20 protein-coding genes are annotated in these 22,210 nt (G+C 38.1%); 16 read left to right on the forward strand and 4 right to left on the reverse strand.

The window, feature by feature from the left end; translation table 11 throughout:
* Positions 1-37: 37 nt before the first annotated feature.
* From ACOWPH_RS25870 to ACOWPH_RS25880, 3 genes are all read right to left on the reverse strand, one after another.
* The gene (locus tag ACOWPH_RS25870) at positions 38-3,811 is read right to left on the reverse strand and encodes a PAS domain S-box protein (RefSeq protein WP_015212978.1); all 3,774 of its coding nucleotides are present in this window, start codon (positions 3,809-3,811) and stop codon (positions 38-40) included.
* Between the two features lie 147 nt (positions 3,812-3,958).
* Complete coding sequence (locus ACOWPH_RS25875) at positions 3,959-4,459, reverse strand: GNAT family N-acetyltransferase (RefSeq protein WP_015212979.1); 501 nt, start codon at positions 4,457-4,459, stop codon at positions 3,959-3,961.
* A 206-nt stretch (positions 4,460-4,665) separates the two neighbouring features.
* Positions 4,666-6,045, reverse strand: coding sequence for a hypothetical protein (locus ACOWPH_RS25880; RefSeq protein WP_015212980.1), 1,380 nt, complete (start codon positions 6,043-6,045; stop codon positions 4,666-4,668).
* Positions 6,046-6,235: 190 nt separating this feature from the next.
* Here ACOWPH_RS25880 and ACOWPH_RS25885 point away from each other — a divergent pair, with 190 nt between their 5' ends.
* The 3 genes from ACOWPH_RS25885 to ACOWPH_RS25895 all read left to right on the forward strand — a co-directional run bounded on the left by ACOWPH_RS25885 (position 6,236) and on the right by ACOWPH_RS25895 (position 8,192).
* A complete protein-coding gene (locus ACOWPH_RS25885; RefSeq protein ID WP_015212981.1) occupies positions 6,236-6,589 on the forward strand; it encodes a Rieske (2Fe-2S) protein in 354 nt (117 codons plus the stop codon).
* Between the two features lie 191 nt (positions 6,590-6,780).
* Positions 6,781-7,128 carry a hypothetical protein gene (locus tag ACOWPH_RS25890; protein WP_015212982.1) on the forward strand — a complete coding sequence of 116 codons (348 nt, stop codon included), beginning with the start codon at positions 6,781-6,783 and terminating at the stop codon, positions 7,126-7,128.
* 155 nt (positions 7,129-7,283) lie between these two features.
* Positions 7,284-8,192 (forward strand): hypothetical protein, encoded by a 909-nt coding sequence (locus ACOWPH_RS25895; RefSeq protein WP_015212983.1) that lies wholly within the window; start codon positions 7,284-7,286, stop codon positions 8,190-8,192.
* Between the two features lie 164 nt (positions 8,193-8,356).
* Here ACOWPH_RS25895 and ACOWPH_RS25900 read toward each other — a convergent pair whose 3' ends face one another.
* Positions 8,357-9,064, reverse strand: a complete 708-nt coding sequence (locus ACOWPH_RS25900; RefSeq protein WP_015212984.1) for a rhomboid family intramembrane serine protease — start codon at positions 9,062-9,064, stop codon at positions 8,357-8,359.
* Positions 9,065-9,253: 189 nt separating this feature from the next.
* On the opposite strand from ACOWPH_RS25900, the gene ACOWPH_RS25905 reads away from it, so the two are divergent.
* From ACOWPH_RS25905 to ureG, 13 genes are all read left to right on the forward strand, one after another.
* Entirely contained in the window at positions 9,254-9,949 is a 696-nt protein-coding gene (locus tag ACOWPH_RS25905; RefSeq protein ID WP_015212985.1) for a Uma2 family endonuclease, read from the forward strand.
* A 301-nt stretch (positions 9,950-10,250) separates the two neighbouring features.
* Positions 10,251-12,446: a hypothetical protein gene (locus ACOWPH_RS25910; protein WP_015212986.1), complete on the forward strand. Its 2,196-nt coding sequence runs from the start codon at positions 10,251-10,253 to the stop codon at positions 12,444-12,446.
* Positions 12,447-12,469: 23 nt separating this feature from the next.
* Positions 12,470-13,432, forward strand: a complete 963-nt coding sequence (locus ACOWPH_RS25915) for a TRAFAC clade GTPase domain-containing protein (protein ID WP_015212987.1) — start codon at positions 12,470-12,472, stop codon at positions 13,430-13,432.
* 9 nt (positions 13,433-13,441) lie between these two features.
* Positions 13,442-14,215: a hypothetical protein gene (locus ACOWPH_RS25920; RefSeq protein WP_015212988.1), complete on the forward strand. Its 774-nt coding sequence runs from the start codon at positions 13,442-13,444 to the stop codon at positions 14,213-14,215.
* Positions 14,216-14,374: 159 nt separating this feature from the next.
* Positions 14,375-14,866, forward strand: a complete 492-nt coding sequence (locus ACOWPH_RS25925; RefSeq protein ID WP_015212989.1) for a tetratricopeptide repeat protein — start codon at positions 14,375-14,377, stop codon at positions 14,864-14,866.
* Between the two features lie 1,172 nt (positions 14,867-16,038).
* Positions 16,039-17,022: a sucrase ferredoxin gene (locus tag ACOWPH_RS25930; protein ID WP_015212990.1), complete on the forward strand. Its 984-nt coding sequence runs from the start codon at positions 16,039-16,041 to the stop codon at positions 17,020-17,022.
* 506 nt (positions 17,023-17,528) lie between these two features.
* Positions 17,529-17,918, forward strand: coding sequence for a DUF2267 domain-containing protein (locus ACOWPH_RS25935; protein ID WP_015212991.1), 390 nt, complete (start codon positions 17,529-17,531; stop codon positions 17,916-17,918).
* A 48-nt stretch (positions 17,919-17,966) separates the two neighbouring features.
* Positions 17,967-19,073, forward strand: a complete 1,107-nt coding sequence (locus tag ACOWPH_RS25940) for a DJ-1/PfpI/YhbO family deglycase/protease (protein WP_015212992.1) — start codon at positions 17,967-17,969, stop codon at positions 19,071-19,073.
* Between the two features lie 178 nt (positions 19,074-19,251).
* Positions 19,252-19,536 (forward strand): hypothetical protein, encoded by a 285-nt coding sequence (locus ACOWPH_RS25945; protein WP_311381504.1) that lies wholly within the window; start codon positions 19,252-19,254, stop codon positions 19,534-19,536.
* A 59-nt stretch (positions 19,537-19,595) separates the two neighbouring features.
* The gene (locus ACOWPH_RS25950; protein ID WP_015212994.1) at positions 19,596-19,937 is read left to right on the forward strand and encodes a cupin domain-containing protein; all 342 of its coding nucleotides are present in this window, start codon (positions 19,596-19,598) and stop codon (positions 19,935-19,937) included.
* Positions 19,938-20,446: 509 nt separating this feature from the next.
* Positions 20,447-20,887, forward strand: coding sequence for an urease accessory protein UreE (gene ureE, locus ACOWPH_RS25955; protein ID WP_015212996.1), 441 nt, complete (start codon positions 20,447-20,449; stop codon positions 20,885-20,887).
* Positions 20,868-21,551 (forward strand): urease accessory protein UreF, encoded by a 684-nt coding sequence (locus tag ACOWPH_RS25960; protein WP_015212997.1) that lies wholly within the window; start codon positions 20,868-20,870, stop codon positions 21,549-21,551. The genes ureE and ACOWPH_RS25960 overlap by 20 nt, the downstream gene beginning before the upstream one ends.
* A 38-nt stretch (positions 21,552-21,589) precedes the next feature.
* Complete coding sequence (gene ureG / locus ACOWPH_RS25965; RefSeq protein WP_015212998.1) at positions 21,590-22,186, forward strand: urease accessory protein UreG; 597 nt, start codon at positions 21,590-21,592, stop codon at positions 22,184-22,186.
* Positions 22,187-22,210: the final 24 nt, after the last annotated feature.

The following is a 22,210-nucleotide window of genomic DNA, read 5'->3' on the forward strand; positions in this document are numbered from 1 at the left end:
CCATTTAGTCCAATACTGTTTGTTGTTAAGCAAGCAATCAAATTGACAGTAAGACTTGTTGCAACAGTTCTATTTTTACTGGCTTGGAAAGAAAATTATTCATCCCGCAGGCAAAACATTTATCGCGAGTTTCGCTAGAGACATCCGCTGTTAAAGCAATAAATATTGGTTGTTGGCGATCGCTATACAAGGTGCGAATCCTTTGGGTTGTTTCCAGTCCATCCATACCAGGCATTTGTACATCCATCAATATCACATCAAAAGTGTGGTGTTGTAATACTTGAATTGCGGCTTCTCCACTATCTGCCGTTTGAGCTTCGTATCCCAAACGTTTCAACATCAGTAAAGCAAATTTGCGATTTACAGCATTATCATCAACCACTAAGATTTTTGTAGAACTCAAGCCAGTTGGTTGAGTATTTTCATCTTTTTTAGCTGGTGGATCAACCATCTGTGCTTGAATATCAAACCGAAATTTACTACCTACACCAGGGGTACTCTGCATTGTCAGTTCTCCACCCATGAGTTCTACAAACTTGCGACTGATAGGCAAACCTAAACCAGTTCCTGTTTGCGATCGCTTACCTGCTTCAGATTGTCCAAAAACCTCAAAAATTTGGTCTAGTTCATTTGCAGTAATCCCCTGTCCCGTATCTGCCACTTCAAATAACAGGTGATAGCCTGCACATAGAGATTCCATCATCCCTACCCGCAGAACAATACCACCATAATCAGTAAACTTGATGGCATTTCCCAATAAATTAATCAGCACCTGACGCAATTTAGCATCATCAGTAATGATCCAATCTGGCAAATTGTTCGCAAGTTCCAACTCAAAAAACAATCCCTTAGAAGCTGTTTGCTGACGTAGCATATCCATTAGACCCGTCAGCAATTGTGGCAGGTGAAAAGATTTTTCATTCAAAAATACTTTACCCGCTTCAATTTTGGACATTTCTAACACATCATCAATCAATGACAACAGATGTTCACCACTTTGATTGATCGTATTAATAAAATCTTTCTGTTCTGCTTGCAGGGTAGCATCGGTTTCTAGCAACTGGCTAAATCCAATAATGGCATTTAGCGGAGTCCGTAACTCATGACTCATACTGGTTAGAAACTGGCTTTTGGCACTGTTGGCAGTTTCAGCAGCCTCTTTGGCATCTACAATTTCACGTCTAGCTTGCTGCCGTTCTAAATGTGCCGAAATCGCAGATGCAGCCGCACTGAGCAAGTTTACCTCAGCTGGTTCCCAAATCCGAGCCAATGCACAATTATCAAAGCCAATAAAACCCCAAAACTGACCATTCACCAAGAAAGGTAAAATTAAGATAGCCAGAATTCCCTGAGGTTCTAATATTTCCCTTTCATGATCTGGAAAATCGGCAACGACACCGTTAATAATCTTGCCACTAGAAAGGATTTCTAACCATCGTGGTAAAAACTCTGTATAGGGAATATTTTGGAGTGCAGAATTATTAAGTTCCGAAGCAATCCCTGCCAAACACCATTCGGATCTCTGACTTATTACCCGATTACCAGCAGCATCATCATGATTTTCAAACAGATATATACGGGATGCAGATGCTGTTTCTCCCAACCATTGCAGAATTTGTGTGTAGTAATTGGTATCAGATTCATTAACTAAAAGGTAATTTTGGACATTAACCAAAGTTGAAAGATAACGTTCCCTTGCTGCCAGAGCAGTTTCCGCACGTTTTTTGTCCGTGATATCTCGACCCACTGCTTGTATTTCCACAAAGCGGTTTTCTTCATCGAAAATCATCCGTTGATTCCATTGCGTCCAACGCACATCTCCCTTGGCAACTACGCGATTTTCTATGCTGATCACGGGATTTTCCTGGGATATAGTAGCCAGAGTTTGAAATACTTGAGCGCGATCCTCTGGAAAAATAAAACCTCTGTAACTATGTCCCAAAATATCCTCAGCATTCACCCCAAAGTAACGACAAAAGGCATCATTCACAAAAGTCAGCTTGCCATCGACACAACTACGGACAATTAATTCTGTTTGCAACTCAACAATGGCACGAAATTGGGCTTCTTGACGACGTAATTCGGCAGTTTGGCAGGCGATTTGTCCTTCTAGTTCGGCATTATAGTTAGTCAGAATGCGTTCGGCTTGTTTGCGATCCGTAATATCCTGAAATGCAGTAATGACATGGGTAATCCTGCCATTGTGGTCAAAAATTGGCGTTGCCCATACTGCTACTGGTATTATTTTGCCGTTGTATTGAATTTCAATGTCTTCAATCTGCACATACTCCCCTTGTAAGGCTAGTACTACTGGTAATCTATCCTGGGGATAAAGTTGGTTAGTTCCAACTACATAAAATTGATAAGCAGCAGCCCAATCATCTGGATCTTGTTCAGGAATCTTTTCCACACCCAGCAGAGATTTAGCACTCCGATTCAGGTAAATTACAGAACCATTTCTTTGATGAATAGATACCCCTATGGGCAAACTTTCCAAAAATTGATCAAGTTCTGCCTTGCTGTCTGCCAGTTTGGTGAATGATTGTTGTAATTGCTGTGCCATTTGGCTAAAGGAAGAAGACAGTTGCTGAACTTCAACTATGGGGGTAAAAATTGGGGCTAGTTCCTGAAAGTCTCCTTGGGCAATCTGTCTGGCCGCTAAGTTTAATCTCAGCAATGGCCGCGCAATTAACTGGGTAGTTAATAATCCCATCGCTATTGAGAGCAAAAAAGCTACACCGCACAAGAAAATGGTTTTCTCCGTCGCGGTCTGAATTTCTGCCATAAAGTCTAATTCTGGTAAGACTATCACAATCAACCAGTCCAAACCAAAATTGTCTTGCCAGGGAGAAACGAGGACAAAATATCTTTTATCTTTGATTCTGACTTGGATTTGCTGATTTTTGACAATTTTTGTAAAACTGCTCGATTTTTTTTGGATGTTTGTGGCAACTTCCCTAATTACTAAATCTTGACTATTGAGGATTTGCAACCGTTGTGCTTGACCATTCACCATCCGAAATGGTGGTTCTTTGGCAGAACTGGCAACCAGCAATCCTGACCGTTCTAAAATAAATGCTTTACCAGAAGAACCCAGTTGTATTTGTTTCAAGAAATTGCTGATATAAGTCAGACTGAGATCTGTACTGAGAGCGCCTATAAATTTACCTTGACGATCATATAGTGGATAGCTGGCTGCGATCGATATAATTTCTGGATTCGCGTCCCAGTTGTATATCTCACTCCATACTGGTTTACCTGCTTTAACTACTTTGGAGTACCAAGCTTCTACTCTGGGGTCATAAGTTGGCATAGAAACTAATCGAGTGCGATCGCCTGTCTGATTTGTATCATATTTATAGGATTTCCCCAGTTCTGCCCCTAGAGGAATTTCTTCTATTTGGGTGTGACCTAATCCATAATCACCTGCACCAATATATTCGCCTCTAGCTGTGGCAAATTGAATATAACTAGCACCAAAGGTTTGCAATTGTTTGGCGAAATACTTACCTGTGTTCTGAAAATTCCACAAATTCAGTTGCCCAGATTCGTATGCATCTACATTTAACTGATTAATTTTGATAGGTGTATTGAGATAATTACTGAGATTAAGATGAATTCGATTATCAATTTCTGACTGTAAATTTACAACCAGTCTGTTAACTGCCAGAGATCCATTTTCATAGGAAAAATAGCTAACTAAGGCAACAACGCCCACAATTTGTAAGACAAACGGAACTATCAACATCCGTCTTAATGGTGCTGTACCTACTGTCTTGATAATCCACTGTTGAAAGGGGTGGAAATTCATTTTTTCAACGGACTTTAGCTTTTGCTGTGCCTTATGCTAACAGTGTACTTAATTTTACCAAGTAAAGTAGACGCTTCTGCGGTTTCTCGCAGGTTCTGCTGAGTCAAAAATCTACCACAACCTGGTCAAAACCGCTATACAAAATCTCTATATTTTTGAGCTTTCGTCTAGATTCATGATCATCTCGTAAGTTGCCACATTAAATCCATTAGCTTCAAATAGCTTCTTGGCAAATTCATTTTGTGCTGCAACTTGGAGGATCAATATTTGTGAACCTAACTGCTTTGCTGCATCTATTGAAGCATTTAACAGCAATTTTCCTGCTCCCAGTCCCCGCGCTAATTCATCAATGTAAATATCATGAAGCCATGCTGCTGCTGGTGCAATATCAACTAAGCTGCTTTCTTCCAACCGTGTAAATGAGTAACCAACAATTTCATTTTCTACTTCTACGACCAACACAACAGCTTTTGGGTTGACAATCTGTTCCGCAAAAAAATCAAAAATTTGTTGTTCGTGATTTTCAAACTCAACGAACCTTAAAGGATTAAAATTGTGATGTTGATGTACTAGTTTGATTGCGTACTTTATCACACCTTGATGATCATTTATTGTTGCTTTTTTGATTGTAATAGTTGGCTTTTTCATTTTTTTATATGGATAAATAGCAATAGTTTTTATACTAATGCTTTAGCGATCGCTCTTAAAAATCATAACTTCGTTCGCGTAGCGTCTCTGAACTACGAACTACGAACTCCGAACTACGAACTCCGAACTCCGAACTCCGAACTATGAACTCCGAACTACGAACTCCGAACTCCGAACTATGAACTCCGAACTCCGAACTCATGCCATCATCCCACACCTGTTAACCCCTCCAAGACCTTCTGTAAATCGCTTGTTAATTCAGACACTGCTTGTCTAGCTCCCACACGACTTCCCTTGTACCCCGAATAACGTTCAGAAACAGATATCGGAGTACCCACAGTAATTTTTACCTTTTGCTTACCCAACTGCGGACGCTGTAAAGGATTATTACCCTTAATTTTATTGACCATACTCCATAAAAGTAAAGTTGTTTCTGCAAATCTTTCTACCGTTGGTTTTTCGCGGATATAAATCCCAGAAACTGCAACAAAACTCTCAACTAACCTCATGTGCCACATCCGAAAATAAGCTTCTTCGGCAATTTTATCGCCCAAACTTCTCTCAATTGGTGATAATAATTTAATATCTTTAAAATCTTCTCTAAATATATAATTCCAACCCGCTTGTTCTACTCTTCTGCATCTATCATTCCAATTTCCTCTAGATGGTAAATCAAAATATTGTTCAGCAATAAATAAGGCTACATTCATGACAGCTTGTAACCGATAAGCTAAGGCTTCATTTCTATCTTTAATTTCTCCATTGATAATCTTTTCATCTGGCAGTTTTTGATGATAAAATCGGGTATAAAATTGCTCCATTATAGATAATAAATGTTCTGCTAAACTTAATAATCGGGGATAAAGTATCTCAAAAGAAGTACTAGTAGATGGGTTGACAGATAAACCACTAGCTACTTCTAACTCAGTTAATAAGTTTGCGATTGCTTCCCAAGGTTCGTTAATGTAACTATACTGAAGTCCAATTGGTAAAATTAACACCTCTTCATTTCTATCAGCTTTCTGTAAATCTTCGGCACACCAAAAGCCCATTTGAGCAATACCCGGTTCCAAAGGACTGACAATTTCTGATAAACCATTAGTTGCCCCTTCTGGTGCAGCAGCCATTGGAAACTGACCATTTATATACAAATCCCGCACTGAACGCAACCCTGTCCAGTCAGCTTTACCCCGTTGAATGGAAGTACCTCCTAAATGAGAAGCAAGCCAACCAATATGTTGACCAGCCCAGAGAGGAATACCCCGATCATAGATAAAATGGGCATGAATTGGATGCTGTAACTGTATACCCAGAGTTCGTGCTGCCTTGGGTACAAGTTGGGAAAATAAGTAAGCTAAACAAAGTGGATCTTCTGTTTGCGGATGACGAAACGCCAACATGAAGCGGATTTTACCTGCCTGAAACTGCTGATAGAGATCTACCAAAATTTCTACGTTTTCGGCTTCAATTTGGTTAATGGGAGTTTTCCAGCGTATCCAGTTGGGTAACAAAAGATGTACACATTTTAATAATAAGGGGTTAAACGCTGGGGGGATAAATTCTAATGGTGGTTGTGCTTGGTACATTAAATTTGACAAGGTAATTTTCTCCTCAAGTAAATAATGAGACACTTTAGACTGAACAATGAGAATATTTATAGCGTTTCTTTTTAAGATAGCCTAGGGATTGTCACCAGTGGGTAGACTGACTATAAGCGATCGCACTTGACACAATTGCGGGAAACTGGGAACAGGTCTGTAAAGAAAGGAGAATTGTATGGCCTGGACTAAAATTTTGGCGGCTAATGCCTTAGCCCCTGGTGCTAGAGAAGTTGTGAAAGTAGGTAACAAAAATATTCTGGTGTTAAACCACGAAAATAACCTCTATGCTGTGGAAAATAACTGCCCGCACTTAAAATTACCCTTGAAATCTGGGAAAATTAAAGATGGAGCGATTGTTTGCTCTTTCCATCGTAGTGCTTTTGACTTGAGTACTGGTGAAGTGAAAACTTGGTGTCCTTGGCCCCCCGGAGTGGGTAAGTTACTGTCAATGGTTTCCGAAGCCAAAACCCTGCCAGTTTTTCCTGTACGTGTCGAAGATGGCAATATTTTGGTTGATGTTCCAGAGTAATAGTAAGTAGTTTTGTATAGCGATCGCTTGAAGATAAAAATTCTGGAGAGCGATCGCATCTGTGGCTGCGGCGTTCCGTAGAAGCGCAACATCAAAAAAATTTGCTTTTGACAATAAATCTCTCAATGAATTGCCCGTTATGAGCTTCCGTATTATAGGATAAACAGAGTGTTACAACGCGTGGGGCTATTATGGCTCGCTATACCTGTTCATTTATTGTTTCTGTTCCCATTGATCAGTTGCAAAGATTACTAATACAACTTCTACAGGAATGTCATTTGGATGTTCACTACTATACAGCAGACTACATTATGGCGCGGGAAATTCCTGGTCAAGTATCCTTTTCTCAGTTAGTGACAATAGAGGTACTGATTGATAAATCCAATGCTACGGAAACCGAAACTGGGATGAGTATGATCATGAAAAATGAGGAACTCCCACTTCAATTAAATAATCACTGCCGACAAATATTTGATTTTGTGAGGCAGTCCATTGAACAAAGCCGACATTGGCATCTAATTGAAAGTATTTCGAGTTAACATTCTCCCGACTATAAAAATCAGCAATAGCGAAATTTTCACAAAAAGTCGGGAAATTTTCAGTTCCGCGAATCCACTTAAACTAGATTTCTGATGTTATGGTATAAATAAAGTATCTAGGCAACGACATTACAGTAATAGCGCGACTACCAGGTATGCAAAGTAACTTTAATCCCCTCGAATTTCTTAGTGTCAAGGTAAAAGCGGCTGTTACTGATACTCAGAATTTAGCTAACCAAGGCATTGCTAAAATACAAGAAACTACAACACAAATAGGCAATATTGCACAAGCCGCACCCAGTTCAGTAGTTAGTGCTGGTATAATTGCCACCCAAGAAGCTTTTAAAATCGCTCATCATATCCGGTTTGAGAACTTACCAGCAAATCTGCAATTCAAATTTGCACGGGCTGGAGTGCGTAATGGAATGCGTGATATTCAAGAAGCCGCAAAAGTGTTTGAAACCATTCCCGCACAAATTCGCGCTCAAGGTTCTGAAGCAGTTCGAGAATTTTGTAAAGATAAAGACTGGAGTCACATTCAAGCTCATGTTAATGGAGGTGGCAGCGAAGCCACTAACGGCATTTTTGAGCATTTTCGGATTAACCGCGCTCGTGGTGGCGTAGACATGACAGCAGAAGAACTAGCCGTAGCCCAGCAGGTTTTAGCTGACGCAGCATTTAAAGCCGCCGTGGCAGAAGTAGTGGGAGCAGTTTTAAAAGGAGCAGTTGCCGCAGCAGCAATTGAGTTGGTATTTTCCATCCTAGAAAATTCGTTATTATGCGTCGAAGGTAAAATTACACAACAGCAATTAGTACAGAAAGTAGCCGCAGCTACAGCTAAAGCAGGTATAGCAGGTGGTGTGATCACAGGGATTCTTTTAACCATTTGTATGATATTTCCACCTATAGCCGCACTTTTAGGCGCAGCAGCTATCCCCCTTGCAGTTGCAGGTATTGGTTTTATGGGAGTTCGTGCTTGGGAAATTTTCTGTCATGCAGATAGCTTGTTTGGCATCACTGAACAAACACAAAAATTCCTGGGAATGTCTGAAGCTACAAGTTAACCTGAGTTCGACATAAGATAATTGGTGGAAAACTTGCCCCCGCTAGGAGTCTCAAACCCTTATTCTCTCGCCCTTAAAAATCATAACTCCGTTCGGCGAAGCCGTGCCGTAGGCATAGGAGAAACTCCGAACTCAGGTAAGTTAGGTTAGCACTCAGCACTTTGCTATCCTTTGTAAGATTTATCATTAAATAAACCCAACAAAGGGCCAAGAATTGCCCCAAAGACAAAACCACCTGCATGGGCCCAATAAGCGATTCCTCCGCTTTCCATACCGATGTTAGTGGGTGTTTCTAAACTCGCAATTCCGTAAAAGGCTTGTTGGATAAACCAAAATCCTAAAAAGAAATATGCAGGAACCCGAAACGTTGGGAAGAAAATACCCAAAGGAAGTACCGTGAGAATTTCAGCTTGGGGAAAACGGATAATGTATGCACCCATGACACCGGCTATAGCTCCACTTGCACCCAATGATGGAATGCTAGAATTTTGAGAAAAGTACCATTGTGTTAATGATGCCAAAACACCGCAAGATAAATAGAAGAGTAAATATTTAATTCCACCTAATTTTTCTTCGACATTGTTACCAAAAACCCAGAGAAACAACATATTACCAGCTAGGTGCAAAATACCACCGTGGAGAAATTGAGCAGTAATTAAAGTTACCCATTCTGGTACAGGTTGATTTACCGGAATACCTGCAAAGCTTAAACTGAGTTCTTGGGGAACTACAGCAGCCCAATGTAAAAACACATTTAATGCTTGAGGAGAGAGACTGGCTTGATAGAGAAAAGCCAGGATATTGATAGCAATTAGCGCGTAAGTTACATAAGGCGTAATATGTACAGGGTTGTTGTCTTTAAGGGGAACCACTGGATTTATTCCTGATTTTTGAGCAACTAGCTCTAAAATAACGAATTTTGCCAGTAATTGCTTCTACCTGTTGGATGGATTAGGCTTTAGTAGGTGTGATTATTTTAATTACTGTCCGTTAAGCGATCGCACTTTCCCACCTTTAAACTAAGACTATCAGCACAACTCCCCAAAATTGGAGGTCTAGCTATGGTACAGCAACTCACGCCAGAAACCGCACCAGACATCATCTACCCAGACAGCGACGGAAAACCAATGGCAGATAATACTAAACAATTTCGCTGGATTGTCACTATTAAAGAAAACTTAGAAATCTTATTTGCATCACAGGATGATGTCTTTGTCGGTGGAAATCTTTTATGGTATCCTGTTCAAGGAAGTATTAAAACTCGCCAAGCACCTGATGTCATGGTTGTTTTTGGCAGACCAAAAGGCGATAGAGGTTCCTATAAACAATGGGACGAAAATAATATTCCTCCCCAGGTGGTTTTTGAAATTCTATCACCGGGAAACCGAACTCAAGAGATGATTAATAAATCACTTTTTTATCAACGTTATGGAGTAGAAGAATATTATGTTTATGATCCAGATACATTAGAATTTTCTGGTTTTCTGCGTTCTCAAGATTCTTTTGCCGAAATTGAAAAAATTAATGGTTGGATAAGTCCACGCTTGGGTATACGTTTTCAACTTACTCCAGATACTTTAAAAATTTATTATTCTGATGGACGAAAGTTTCTCACATCTGTAGAACTTGATCAACTACGAGAACAAGAATATCAACGGGCTGAACAGGAATGTCGAGAGAAAGAAGCAGCACTTCAGCAATATCAGGATTTATTAGCCAAATTGCAAGCTAAAGGAGTTGATATAGACAATTTATAAATACTTCCTGTTAGAAAAATATTAATTGTAATTAACCGCAGAGGCGCAGAGAACGCAGAGAAAGAGAAAGATACCATTTATTAGCTAATCTTGCACCGGGAAGGGAATCATTATAGGGGTATGCATTTGAATGAAATACATCATAGCCCCCTCATCGCTTGCGGGGAGGGGGTTGGGGGTGGGGTTCTTGTATCTCACTCAATCGAGAACCGCTATATCTCTTCTTAGGAGGTGCATGGAGTTAATTGAGGCAATTATAAGCGATAATTTATAGAGGCTCACTGTTTTAAGAAGTTATTTTATGTACATAACCACTAATAGAATTGGAAAAATTACCAGCATTATTGAAAAACGCCGCCCACTAATTGATAAAATTCAAGTTGTTGAAGCAAATCTACATTCTCTTTATTCTAAATTAGATTATCTAGAAAGCTACCGTCATTACTTACTAACAACAGTTGATGACAAAAATGTTTATGGACGTTTGCAGAAAATTGATTTGACAACAATTCAAAACACTCTTACAGATGAACTCAATAAATTACGTAAACTGAAAATGCGCTTTTGTCGTGACACCCTTAACATTGGGGTAGTTGGACGCGCACGGCAAGGAAAAAGCCGCTTATTACAAAGTTTAACAGGGCTGAGTACTGCTGAAATTCCTGATGGTGATAGACAACATTGTACTGGGGTGAGAAGTACCATTCAGCATAACTTAAATGTTGATACTTATGGTGAGGTTTGGTTTCATTCGGAACGATCTTTTTTAGATGAAGTAATCAGTCCTTATTATCAAAAACTACGTTTGGGTAATACACCAATCACAATTGCAGAATTTGCTGCCAATCCCATGCCAGCTTTACCGCAAAACCTGCCGGGATATGCTGAACCAGGTGCAATGTATGAACATTTAACTAGATATCACACACATTTAGAAAAGTATCGTCACCTATTGAGAGAAACTTTACCTCGGCGGATTTCTAGAAATGAAATTCGGGAATATGTGGCTCAAGATACGGCTGATGGACAAAGGGTATTTTTTAATTATTTATCAGTGCGAGAAGTAAAAATTATTTGTAATTTTCCTAATGCTGATGTGGGACAAATTGCTTTAGTAGATATGCCTGGTTTGGGCGATACAGGTGTTGGCGATGAAGAAAGATTAATGAAAACTTTGGGACAAGATGTAGATGCGGTTTTATTTGTAAGAATGCCCAAATCATCTGGTGATTATTGGGCAGATGTAGATGTGCGACTTTATGATACTTCTCGCGCGGCATTGATTGATTTGCCCATTGATTTGTGGTCTTTTATAGTGCTTAATCAAACTAGTGCTAATTCTAAAAATGGTGATAACTCTAATAATTGTCAAGATTTGGCAGAAAGTTTTACAGATAAACATATCAAAGTGGTTGATTGTTTAATTGCAAATTGTGCAGATTATGAAGCAGCAAATAAAGTTTTAGATACTGTTCTCAATTATTTAGTTATTAATATTGAGTCTTTAGATCAGCAATATGGAGCATCTTGTCAAGAGCGATTAATGCGCCTGCAAAATTCAGTTGATGCTGAGTTAGAGAAAGCGCGTCATGTTTTGGGAGAAACGACTCAACAAGATAATTGGTTTCCTTTATTTGAGCAATTATTTGATCAACTTTGGAACGATTTAACTAGTGGGTTGGAAAAATTACTCAGACAACTTAGAAAACAAAGAAACGCTGACGATATTGATTTTAAGCAGCAGGTGGAGAATGCGATTCAAGCTTGTCGCCATGATACTGGTATTCCTAGCCTAGAGCAAATCGAGAAAAGGCGCGATCGCATCGGTGGCTATCCAAACGCCTACTACGAGTATCTGAACGAGGTTCGGGCGCACTTATCGCAAAATTTCCTATTGCTGGATGAGGCTTTAAAGCGATCGCTTTCCCAAGTTAAAGCTAATGTCGCCCAAGTACTGATAGAACAAGGACTTTTAGGAAAACTCACCGCAGAAAAAAATGAGAAATTCTTCACAGAAATAGCCAATCTCATCCCCGAAAACCTCAGCAAACTCAAACTAGGATTTCATATCCTCTCAGATTTTGATATCTCCTATCGCGGCTTAATTCAGCACCGTATCCGCAAACATTTAGATGGATTAACACCAGATGATACCTCACTCCAACTATCCACATTTCCCACAGCCAAAGAACTTTTAGCCAACTTAAAAGCACTACAAGCAGAAGCCGTTTATGGTTGCGAAACTGCTTTAGAAGACTTACTCTGTGAACCTAGCCAAGCCGCTTTTGCTATAGTTGAGGAATTTGTCGATCGCGTACTTCGTGCTGAAGGTGCAAAAACACAATGGCGCATCTTTTTAGAAGAAATGCGTGCAGAAATTTGGCAAGAAGAATTTGAGCAATTAGGAGAAAAGACAAAACTGCGTCGAGAATGGTTAAAATCAGTAGAGCAAGCAGCCACAGCTAATCAATTAGACTCCATGCAATTTTTGAATTAACAAACTAAAGGTAAAAATTTTAAATGCACGAACTCAAAATCACCATGCTTGGCCCCAGTGGCGTAGGTAAAACAAGTCTTTTAACAGCCATGTATGAGCAATTTGAAAGCAATATCGGTAAAACTAATCTGCAACTCACACCTGATTTAGATAGTTCAGCACTTTTGCAAGAACGTTTAGCAGAACTTAAAAATCTTCCTGACAGTTTTGAAACTAAAGGATGGATGCAGAACACTGAAGATTACAAATCCTTCTTTTTTGAACTAGGTAAAAAAGGTGCTAAACCTTCCTTAATGCTTAACTTTCAAGACTATCCTGGTGAATACCACGGTTCAAAAAGTCCTCGTGAAGAAAAGGAACGCATTGAAAATTTTGTCAACGAATCTGCGGCTGTAATTATTGCTATTGATACCCCAGCTTTAATGGAAAAAAATGGTCAATGGCATGATTCAATTAACAAACCCCAGATGATCACAAATATATTTCAAAGAGCCTATAGAGAACTTGACTCACCGAGATTAGTCATACTAGCTCCTGTGAGATGTGAAAAATATTTACAGAATGAGCAAAGTATTTCTGAATTGATGAATCAGGTAAAAATTGGATATACAAAATTACTTGAAGATTTTAACACCGAAGCACTACTTCCCAAAGTGGCTGTAATTGTCACGCCAGTACAAACAGTAGGTAGCGTGCATTTTTCTCGCATAGAAATGAATGGGAATAATCCATTATTTATATTTCGCAAAACTTCTCACGATGCTAAATATAATCCTAAAGATAGCGAACAACCTCTGAGATATCTTTTGCGGTTTTTGCTCAAACTCCATATTGATAAAAAACATTGGAACTTATTCAATTTTATCCGCGAGTGGGTTGGTTTAGATAATCATCTCAAAGATGCTGTGCGTGAATTTGCCAAGGGATGTAAAGCTAATAACAGTTTCGTAGTTTTACAGGGTGATAATTTGCTAAATATTGATTAGGAATTTGATATGGATATTTACATTCGCAGTCGAGGATTTTCTCAAGAAGAAGGCTACGCTTGGATACCTGAACTACCTGAAATTATCAGACAAAATCAGGTTTATGAATTGATTCAAAGTGAAGTTTTTTCTCTTTTTATCGGGCGGTATGGTAGTCAGTTATTATTACTAATAACTGGACTTGATGCAAGTGAAAGAGTAGATTTTCGTGACCGCAAAATTCGTAATTCTGTAGCTTGGATAGGGGAAGACTCTGAAGACAATGAACAAAAAATTAGAGCTATTGCTGCTGCTGCTTTACGAGATGAACTAAGAGAAACCTTAAGAACAGAAATAGACCAAGCCGTGATTTTTGATCATGATCATGGATTTAAAATTGCAGCAGATATTAGTAAATTATCAGTAGAGGAAGTTATCAACATCCGTGATTTTTCTGCTAATACCAATAATAAAATAGGTAAAAATTGCAAAAAATTGAGAGATGAACTAGCTTTTGAATTTGAAGAAAAATCTTTACCCAAAGGAATTGGTTTCAACAATATACCTTTAGTAATTGTCACAGGGATTCAAAATCAAGAAACACTAATTCGGGCTGGAGTTTGGCGGGGTTTATCAAGTAGTTTACGATTGGAGGTATGGGAAGAGTATAAAAAAAGCCTCAATTCTCTGGAAACACCACCAGAAATTCAAAAAAACAAGTCACTAATATTCATCATGATTTTTATTGCTTTAATTTCAGCTTTTATTATCCTTTTTTTGTTATTACAACCACAGCTAAAATAATATATAGCCTTTCCCACTCTAGTTAGATACAAAATTACCCCTCCCCAACTCTCCCCTTGGTAAGGGGAGGGTGCGTGACAGCGCGGGTGGGGTGTATTTCATGAGCTTGGGAATTGCTATAGCTGATTTACATAAACATTTCCTTAAATAACCAAATTTATGTTTTTTAATAATTCCTTAGAATCTCAACTCCAACGCTGGAACGAAATAATTCACAGTCAGCCAAACAACCCTAATGCTTACATTCAGCGAGGAATGTTTTACTTTAAACTTGGGAAAACCGAAGAATCTATTCAAGACTTTGACACCGCAGAAAAATTAGATTCTAAAATCACACTCTATCTATGGCAACGTGGTTTATCTTATTATTATGTAGAAAGATTTGCTGATGGTGCAAAACAGTTTGAAATAAATTTAACTGTCAATGCTCAAGATGTGGAAGAAACAGTTTGGAGATATCTTTGTATAGCGCGTTATTTAGGCCTATCTGAAGCGCGTAATTCTCTGTTAACTGTAAAAAATGACCCCAAAAAGATTATGCAGAGTGTGTATGATTTCTTTGCGGGGAACTGCACACCAGATGATGTCTTAAATGTAGGTAAATTGCAAGGAATTAAAGGAAATTTTTATAGTCATCTTTATCTAGGATAATATTACGAAACCGAAAACAATTTTGAATTAGCACAAAAATATATAGTTAAAGCTGCTGATAAGCTGTTAAGCACCTAAATTTGATAATCCTAAAATGTTTAAATCTTGTGGGGTGGGCATCTTGCCCGCCAGACTTATACAAATTAAATGCACAACAGCTTACATATAAAATTGATGATTATATGTGGTATTTAGCACAGGTACATAAAAAAGTGAGACAATGGCCTTGATTATAATTTAGGACTTACGCATTAGACAAAAGTGTGAAAATTAAATGTGCGTTTCTTAGAACCCTTGTACAGAAGTTCCATGTAACGTCTCCAACAGATATCTATTGACAAAATTTATTAAATATGAATTAAGGATTTTATCTCTTGTAGGGTACGTTAGGATGGAAAAGTGTAACGTACGTAAGGGACTTTCCAATAAAAAAATATACAAATATTTCTTGTGGTGCGGGCAAGATGCCCGCAAATTATTAAGGGCAAAGGGCAGGCAGGATACCTAACCCACAAGATGAGATCATCTATTTTCTGGCAATTTATTGTAGCCATAACGCATTTCTATACATACACTACGTATTTTTCAAAGATCAAATATTATTCTTATCGTTATACTGAAGATAAGACTAGACAAACTACCGAAATGTTTAAATAACCCTACGGTAAATTAGCGCTGCAAAAGGTGCTTTATCTCCCCCTGCTGCTACTACTTGATACTAGTTTAAAATCGCCTAGTTTGAGTACATAAGTTTTACCCCTAATTAATAAAAGTATCTTAATCATTGGGTAAAGTGTAAAATTAAATTTCTCAAATGTACCCTAACACTAATTTTTTTTCACTCCCACTCTAGTAGGGTTTAATTTATCCACTAAAGGCGTAAAATCTAACTTTCTGTCAGCCCATATTTTGATAGGTGAAATTTCATGAACTGCTAAACGAACTTAGATACACAATTAACTTGACTGTTACGGAAATATTTTGTATGGAGAGGCTTATTTCTAGAAATGGAGGATTTATTAACCGGAAAGACTTCAAAAAATCAGAAATTTATAAAGTGGCTACCTGTTTTTAGTTGATCAATCTTAGAAAATATCAGGACTGGTAGCTAAAAACACAATTTTGTTTTTTCATTACCTTCGTCTATAAAATCAATTCTTGAGTACATTTATATGAATACGATGTTTTGCTCTGACTATTCGCGGCAAATAGGAGAAGATATTATTGGTAGTGCCACTAACTACCAAACTTACATTTTAGTGGAATGTCCTCAACCGTGGATGTCAGAAGCATTTAAATCCAAATGGGTTCCAGATAATTTACGGGTTTTGGTAGAAGAAGTAAAACGCAGCAAGCTATCAATTCAGTTTCTTTTAATTGCTAATGATCAATCACATAAAGTAGAAGAAACAACTTTATTAATTTATCAAAGACAAGAAGGCTTAATCAATGGATACTGTAAGCAAGAGTTTAAGTTACCAAATATTGAACAAGTAGCAGGAGTTATCAATAAATGGTTGTTAAATGAAAATCTAGATTATCAGGTAGAAAATGATATAAATAGAGATATTTTAGTATGTACACATGGTAGCCATGATCAGTGTTGTGCTAGATATGGAAATCCTTTTTACTATTATGCTAAAAATACAATTTCTGATTTACATTTTGATAATGTAAGAATTTGGAAATCAAGTCACTTTGGGGGACATCGTTTTGCTCCTACAGCTATAGATTTGACGGAAGGAAGATATTATGGTGTTCTTGATCATGATTCTTTCAAATCCATTCTAACTCGTACTGGTGATACTAAATTTTTGAATAAGGTTTATCGTGGTTGGGGAATTTTGCCGTCTGCATTACAGATTTTGGAACGAGAAATAATTTTTCATCAAGGATGGGATTGGTTTAACTATAAAGTAGCAGGTAAGATATTAGAGAAAAGTTTAGATAATAATACAATTTTAGCAGAGCTAACTTTTGAAAAACCGTCTGGTTCTCTCTACACATATCAGGCTAAACTTGTGAAAGATCCAATCAAAACTCAAGCAGTAAAAAGTTCTTGTCATGCTACGCAAGAGTCAGTAGTTGTTAAATATGCTGTAGCTAATCTTTATCTAGCTGATAAGGAAATGCTTACTTGTGCAAATAACTACTAATTGACACCTGAACGCAAAGAATGTAGAGATATTGTCTACTCTGGTGAAAAAGATTGTAGAGACGAGAATCCCTGCTCATGGAACGTCTCTACAAGGGTTTCAAGCCATGCATATTTAATTTTCACTCCTATATCTATTGAAAATGTTGGGTTATTATTCAAAAATCAAATAGGAGTCCCATAAATATATCTATATCGAGATACAGCGAATTGCAGATCAATGAGGTACAGAATCTAAATTCAAAGCCAGACACCAAGCCAGTTTTACTCCTGACTCCTGATTTTTGAATTCTGCTATATATAACTTTAGGCATAAAAAATCTATCCCCTGAGAATGAAGTGAATCAAGTTATTAAAGCTTAAGCTGATAAGTGTGAATTTGAAGTGTTCTATATACAATATATAGTTTTTCTTTCATTTTAATAAACTCATAAACCTAAAAAAAAAATTAAATCAAAAACACTATTCATTTTAATTCCGCATTTTTTTAACCAGGGGGTATATCTAATGGAATATACAGAATTTATTACCCATGTTCAAAGTCTAGCTCAATCAAACTCTCGTGAAGAAGCTGAAAGAGCTACTCATGCCACATTAGGAACTATTAAGGAACTTATTCCTAATCATGAAGCTCAAGAAATAGCAGCACAACTACCAGAAGAATTAGGTAAATCTTTGTCTGGAAAAGAAGCTGAACCTACTCAATCTTTTCATCTACAAGAGTTTATTGAGCGTACCAGTCACAAGGAAAATATAGAACCTACTACAGCCGCCATTCATGTTAGGGCTGTTTTTGCAGTTTTGCAGAATGCCATTACACCAGATCAATTTAGAAAATTTCACACTTATTTTTCACATGATTATGAGGAATTATTTGCCACATCAACAACAAGTTGAATTTATTTATCAATAGTTTGATTTAGTCGGGTTAATTTAGGAGAAAATATGACACAAATTCACCAAAACAATCATCATTCTGGCAAAAAGAAAATAGCTATCCTCATTGAACAAGAAGTAGAAGATGTAGAATTTACAGTTCCTTATAATGGGTTAAAACAAGCTGGAATGGAGGTAGTAGTAATTGGTTCACGGATGAATGAAAAATACAAGGGTAAACGAGGTAAATTAAGTGTACAGGCTGAAGCAACGACAGCAGAAGCTGTAGCTGAAGAGTTTGCTGCTGTGGTAATTCCTGGTGGTATGGCTCCTGATAAAATGCGGCGCAATTGTAATACAGTTTGCTTTGTCAGAGATGCGATGAATCAAGGTAAATTAGTGGCTGCAATTTGTCACGGGTCACAAGTTTTAATTGAAGGTGATTTACTCAAAGGTAAACAAGCAACGGGATTTACTGCTATTCGCAAAGATATCAGCAATGCTGGAGCAACTTATCTAGATGAGCCGCTAGTCATGGATGGAAATTTAATTACATCTCGTGAACCTGGAGACTTAGCAATTTTCACAACAGCCATTTTAAATCGTTTAGGTTACGGCGGTAAAGATGTAGAATTGCCTGATGTAAAAGACACAAGTGCTGAATGGTGGAAATTAGCTGATGCTTGGGGTGGTTCAACTAAGAATGAAATTATAAAAGGTTTAAATACTGCTTTAGCTGGTGAACGTTATTCATTAGAAGCGTTAGAAAACTATGTAAAAAAAGAATCGGATCAAGAAATTAAAGCACTGTTTCAAGAAATAAAAACTAATAAACAGCGTCACACTGAAAAACTGGAAATTTATCTTCAACGCTTGCATGAAAAACCCTCTTTGGCTGCAAATGTTGCAAACCAATATGCCAAAGTAAAAACAGCTTTGACAGGGAGTGATGATATATATCAACTTCGTTGTGCATTAGGTGATATCCAAACAGGTATTGGTGATATGAGCAATTTGTCTGCAATGTATACCGACCCTGTAGCAACGGCAATTTTCAAAGAAATACAAAATGATTTAGGAAAATATGAACAGCGATTAATAGGGCTTTATCAGGCGAGGTTAGCATCTGGTATTAAGCCTCCCAAACCAACTACTGGGGCTGCTGTGACAATGTAGAACTTTCGGTTTTTTAACGAAATGCTTCAAAGTTATTTCTCAACCTATAATTTCTGGAAGGATGTTTATGAACAAGTTTTTTAAGAATCTACAACGTGTAAGTCTACGTCCAATTTTGGTAATATTTTTTGTAATATTAACCTTTTTTGGATTTCAATCTTTTGGACATAGTCATACTATGTTAGTAGCACAAGCGGATACTGTGAAAACACCAGAAGGTATTTATTACAAAGGTACTCCAAATGCAGCAGAACTGAGAAACGATCAAAAAAGATACAAAGATACTGGCGATAATATTAAAGAAAAACTCAATCTTGATGAATCAATTCCTGAATCTACAAGAGAATTTTTAGACGATGTACAAACAAATGTTGAAAAATCTGTAGAGCCAATTACTGGAACTCGACATGGATATTATCAAGAGAATGTACCACCGGAAAGAGTATTGAGAGACAAGATGTAACTAATAAAGCTTTTTTGTGTTTTATATTCATGCAAATGCTTTTTGTAGCCTAAATTATTATGAGTGACACCAGTGTCAAAAAAGTAGACTCTGACTATTCCCCAAAAGGTCAACTTGGTCAAAAGTATCTTGCCTCTGGGAAAACTATTTCTATGCGGCTGTGGGAAAATGAGGAACCAGGTGAGGAAAAACAACCAACTCAGCGAGAATATGAGACGGTTGGTTATGTAATTAATGGTCAAGCGGAATTGGACGTTGCGGGACAAACCATTTTGCTAGAAAGAGGAAGTTCTTGGGTTGTACCTAAGGGAGCAATTCATTCTTATAAAATTCTGCAACCGTTTACAGCAGTGGAAGCTACTAGTCCGCCGGCTCAAGTTCACTCCAGAGATGAAAATTGAACTTTTTCAATACCAAACTTTTAACCCCATTTCCTTATAGGAAATGGGGTTATTTATAGGTTAGGGAACACCAGAAAATAAATTATTTAATATTGTGGGATGGGTAGGATACCCGTCCTTTATTATTAGCGGTTATCTTGCCCGCACTACAGGAAATTTTTGTACATTTTTTTATTTGAAAGCCCCTTATTTAGAGGATGCTTGAAAACTTTGTCGTGTGGGATCTAACATTTGTAGATCCCCCTAAATCCCCCTTAAAAAGGGGGACTTTGAAGAATTTAGCCCCCCTTAAAAAGGGGATCTCAATCAATTCTGATACTTTTCAAACATCATCTTATAGCGGTTATCGGTTGAGTGAGTTACAAAAACCCCACCCCCAACCCCCTCATCGCTTGCGGGGAGGGGGCTATGATGTACCTCATGTGATGAGGAAAGGCTATAAAAATAGTTTTTTTGGGCAAGAAAGCCTTAAAATCCAACAAGATATGTATTGATGATTTACTAAAATTATGCTGACGTTGACGCAACGTAAGCCACCTGACTCTAATGCTGTAGTTACGTTCACTCTGGCACTCACCGCAGAGGAACGCACCCGCAGCCGTCATCGGTTTACATTGGAGGATGGGAAGGTGGTATTTTTACATTTACCAAGGGGGACGGTTTTACGTAATGAGGATATTTTAGCTGATGAAAGCCAAGATAATTTAATCAGAATTATTGCTAAATCTGAGCCGGTTTTGACAGTGTTTGCAAAAACGCCTTTGCTGTTATTAAGAGCGGCTTATCATTTGGGAAATCGTCATGTATCTCTGGAAATTAATTCCAGTTATTTGCGCTTGTCTCCAGACCCAATTTTATACGCCATGTTGGCACAGTTGGGGTTAGAAATTAAGGAGGAAGTTGTACCTTTTCAGCCAGAATTAGGAGCTTATGGACACTCTCACTCATAGAAGTTTTTTATCTATTTTGCAATTGGCGAGTCCAGCTTTACCAGTGGGTGCATATAGTTATTCTGAAGGTTTGGAAATGTTGGTAGAAAATTCTATTATTACTAGTGTAGAACATCTAAAACATTGGTTGGAAGCTGAGTTAATTTATGGATCAATTCGCCTGGATGGAGCGGTGATGGTAAGAGCTTTACAAGCTGCGAAAGTGGGTGATTTAGAAGCTTTATGCCGCTGGAATTTGTGGTTATCAGCATTGAGGGATGCGGAAGAATTACGTGCTTCTAGCTGGCAAATGGGGCGATCGCTCTTGCAGTTATTAGGTAAGCTGGAACCAGAGGTTTTACCGTTGGCTACTGCTGTGGGTTATCCTTGCAATTATGCGATCGCTTTTGGTATCGCTTCTCATCACTGGCAAATTAGCCCCCAAACTGCATTATTGACATATCTGCATAGTTGGGCAAATAATTTAATTACTGCGGGAATCAAACTTATTCCTCTCGGTCAAACGGCTGGACAACAATTGTTATTAGGGTTACAAGACTTATTAAGTACTACAATGGGGGAAATTCTCGCTTTGGAGGATGACGACCTTGTTTGTTGTAGTTGGGGTTTATCTCTGGCTAGTATGCAGCATGAAACCCAGTATACAAGATTGTTTCGGAGTTGAGCGACTAATGACCAATCATCAATGATGAATGACTAACTATGAGTACATTTCGAGTTGGGGTAGCAGGGCCTGTGGGTTCGGGAAAAACGGCTTTAGTCGATGCTTTGTGTAAAGCTCTACGACAGCAGTATAACTTGGCAGTTGTCACAAATGATATATATACTCAAGAAGATGCTCAGTTTTTAGTTCGTTCTCAGGCTTTGGAGAGCGATCGCATTTTGGGAGTAGAAACAGGAGGTTGTCCCCACACCGCTATCCGTGAAGATGCTTCCATGAATTTAGCTGCAATTGAACAACTAGAAGAAAAATTTACAGACTTAGATTTAGTCTTTTTAGAAAGCGGTGGTGATAACTTAGCTGCTACCTTTAGCCCCGAACTAGTAGACTTAACCATATATGTAATTGATGTTGCAGCAGGTGATAAAATTCCCCGCAAAGGTGGACCCGGTATAACTAAATCCGACTTATTAGTCATTAATAAAACTGACCTTGCACCCTATGTTGGCGCTGATTTAAACGTCATGCAAAGAGATGCAAAAACAATGCGCGGCGAAAAACCCTTCATTTTCTCCAACTTAAAAACCAACGCCGGTTTAGCAGATATAATCCAATTCGTTACCACGCAAATTTGCTAAATTTTGATTTTCTAATATCCAGTT

It is taken from the genome of Anabaena sp. PCC 7938, from assembly GCF_049315035.1.
Lineage (GTDB): Bacteria > Cyanobacteriota > Cyanobacteriia > Cyanobacteriales > Nostocaceae > Anabaena > Anabaena cylindrica.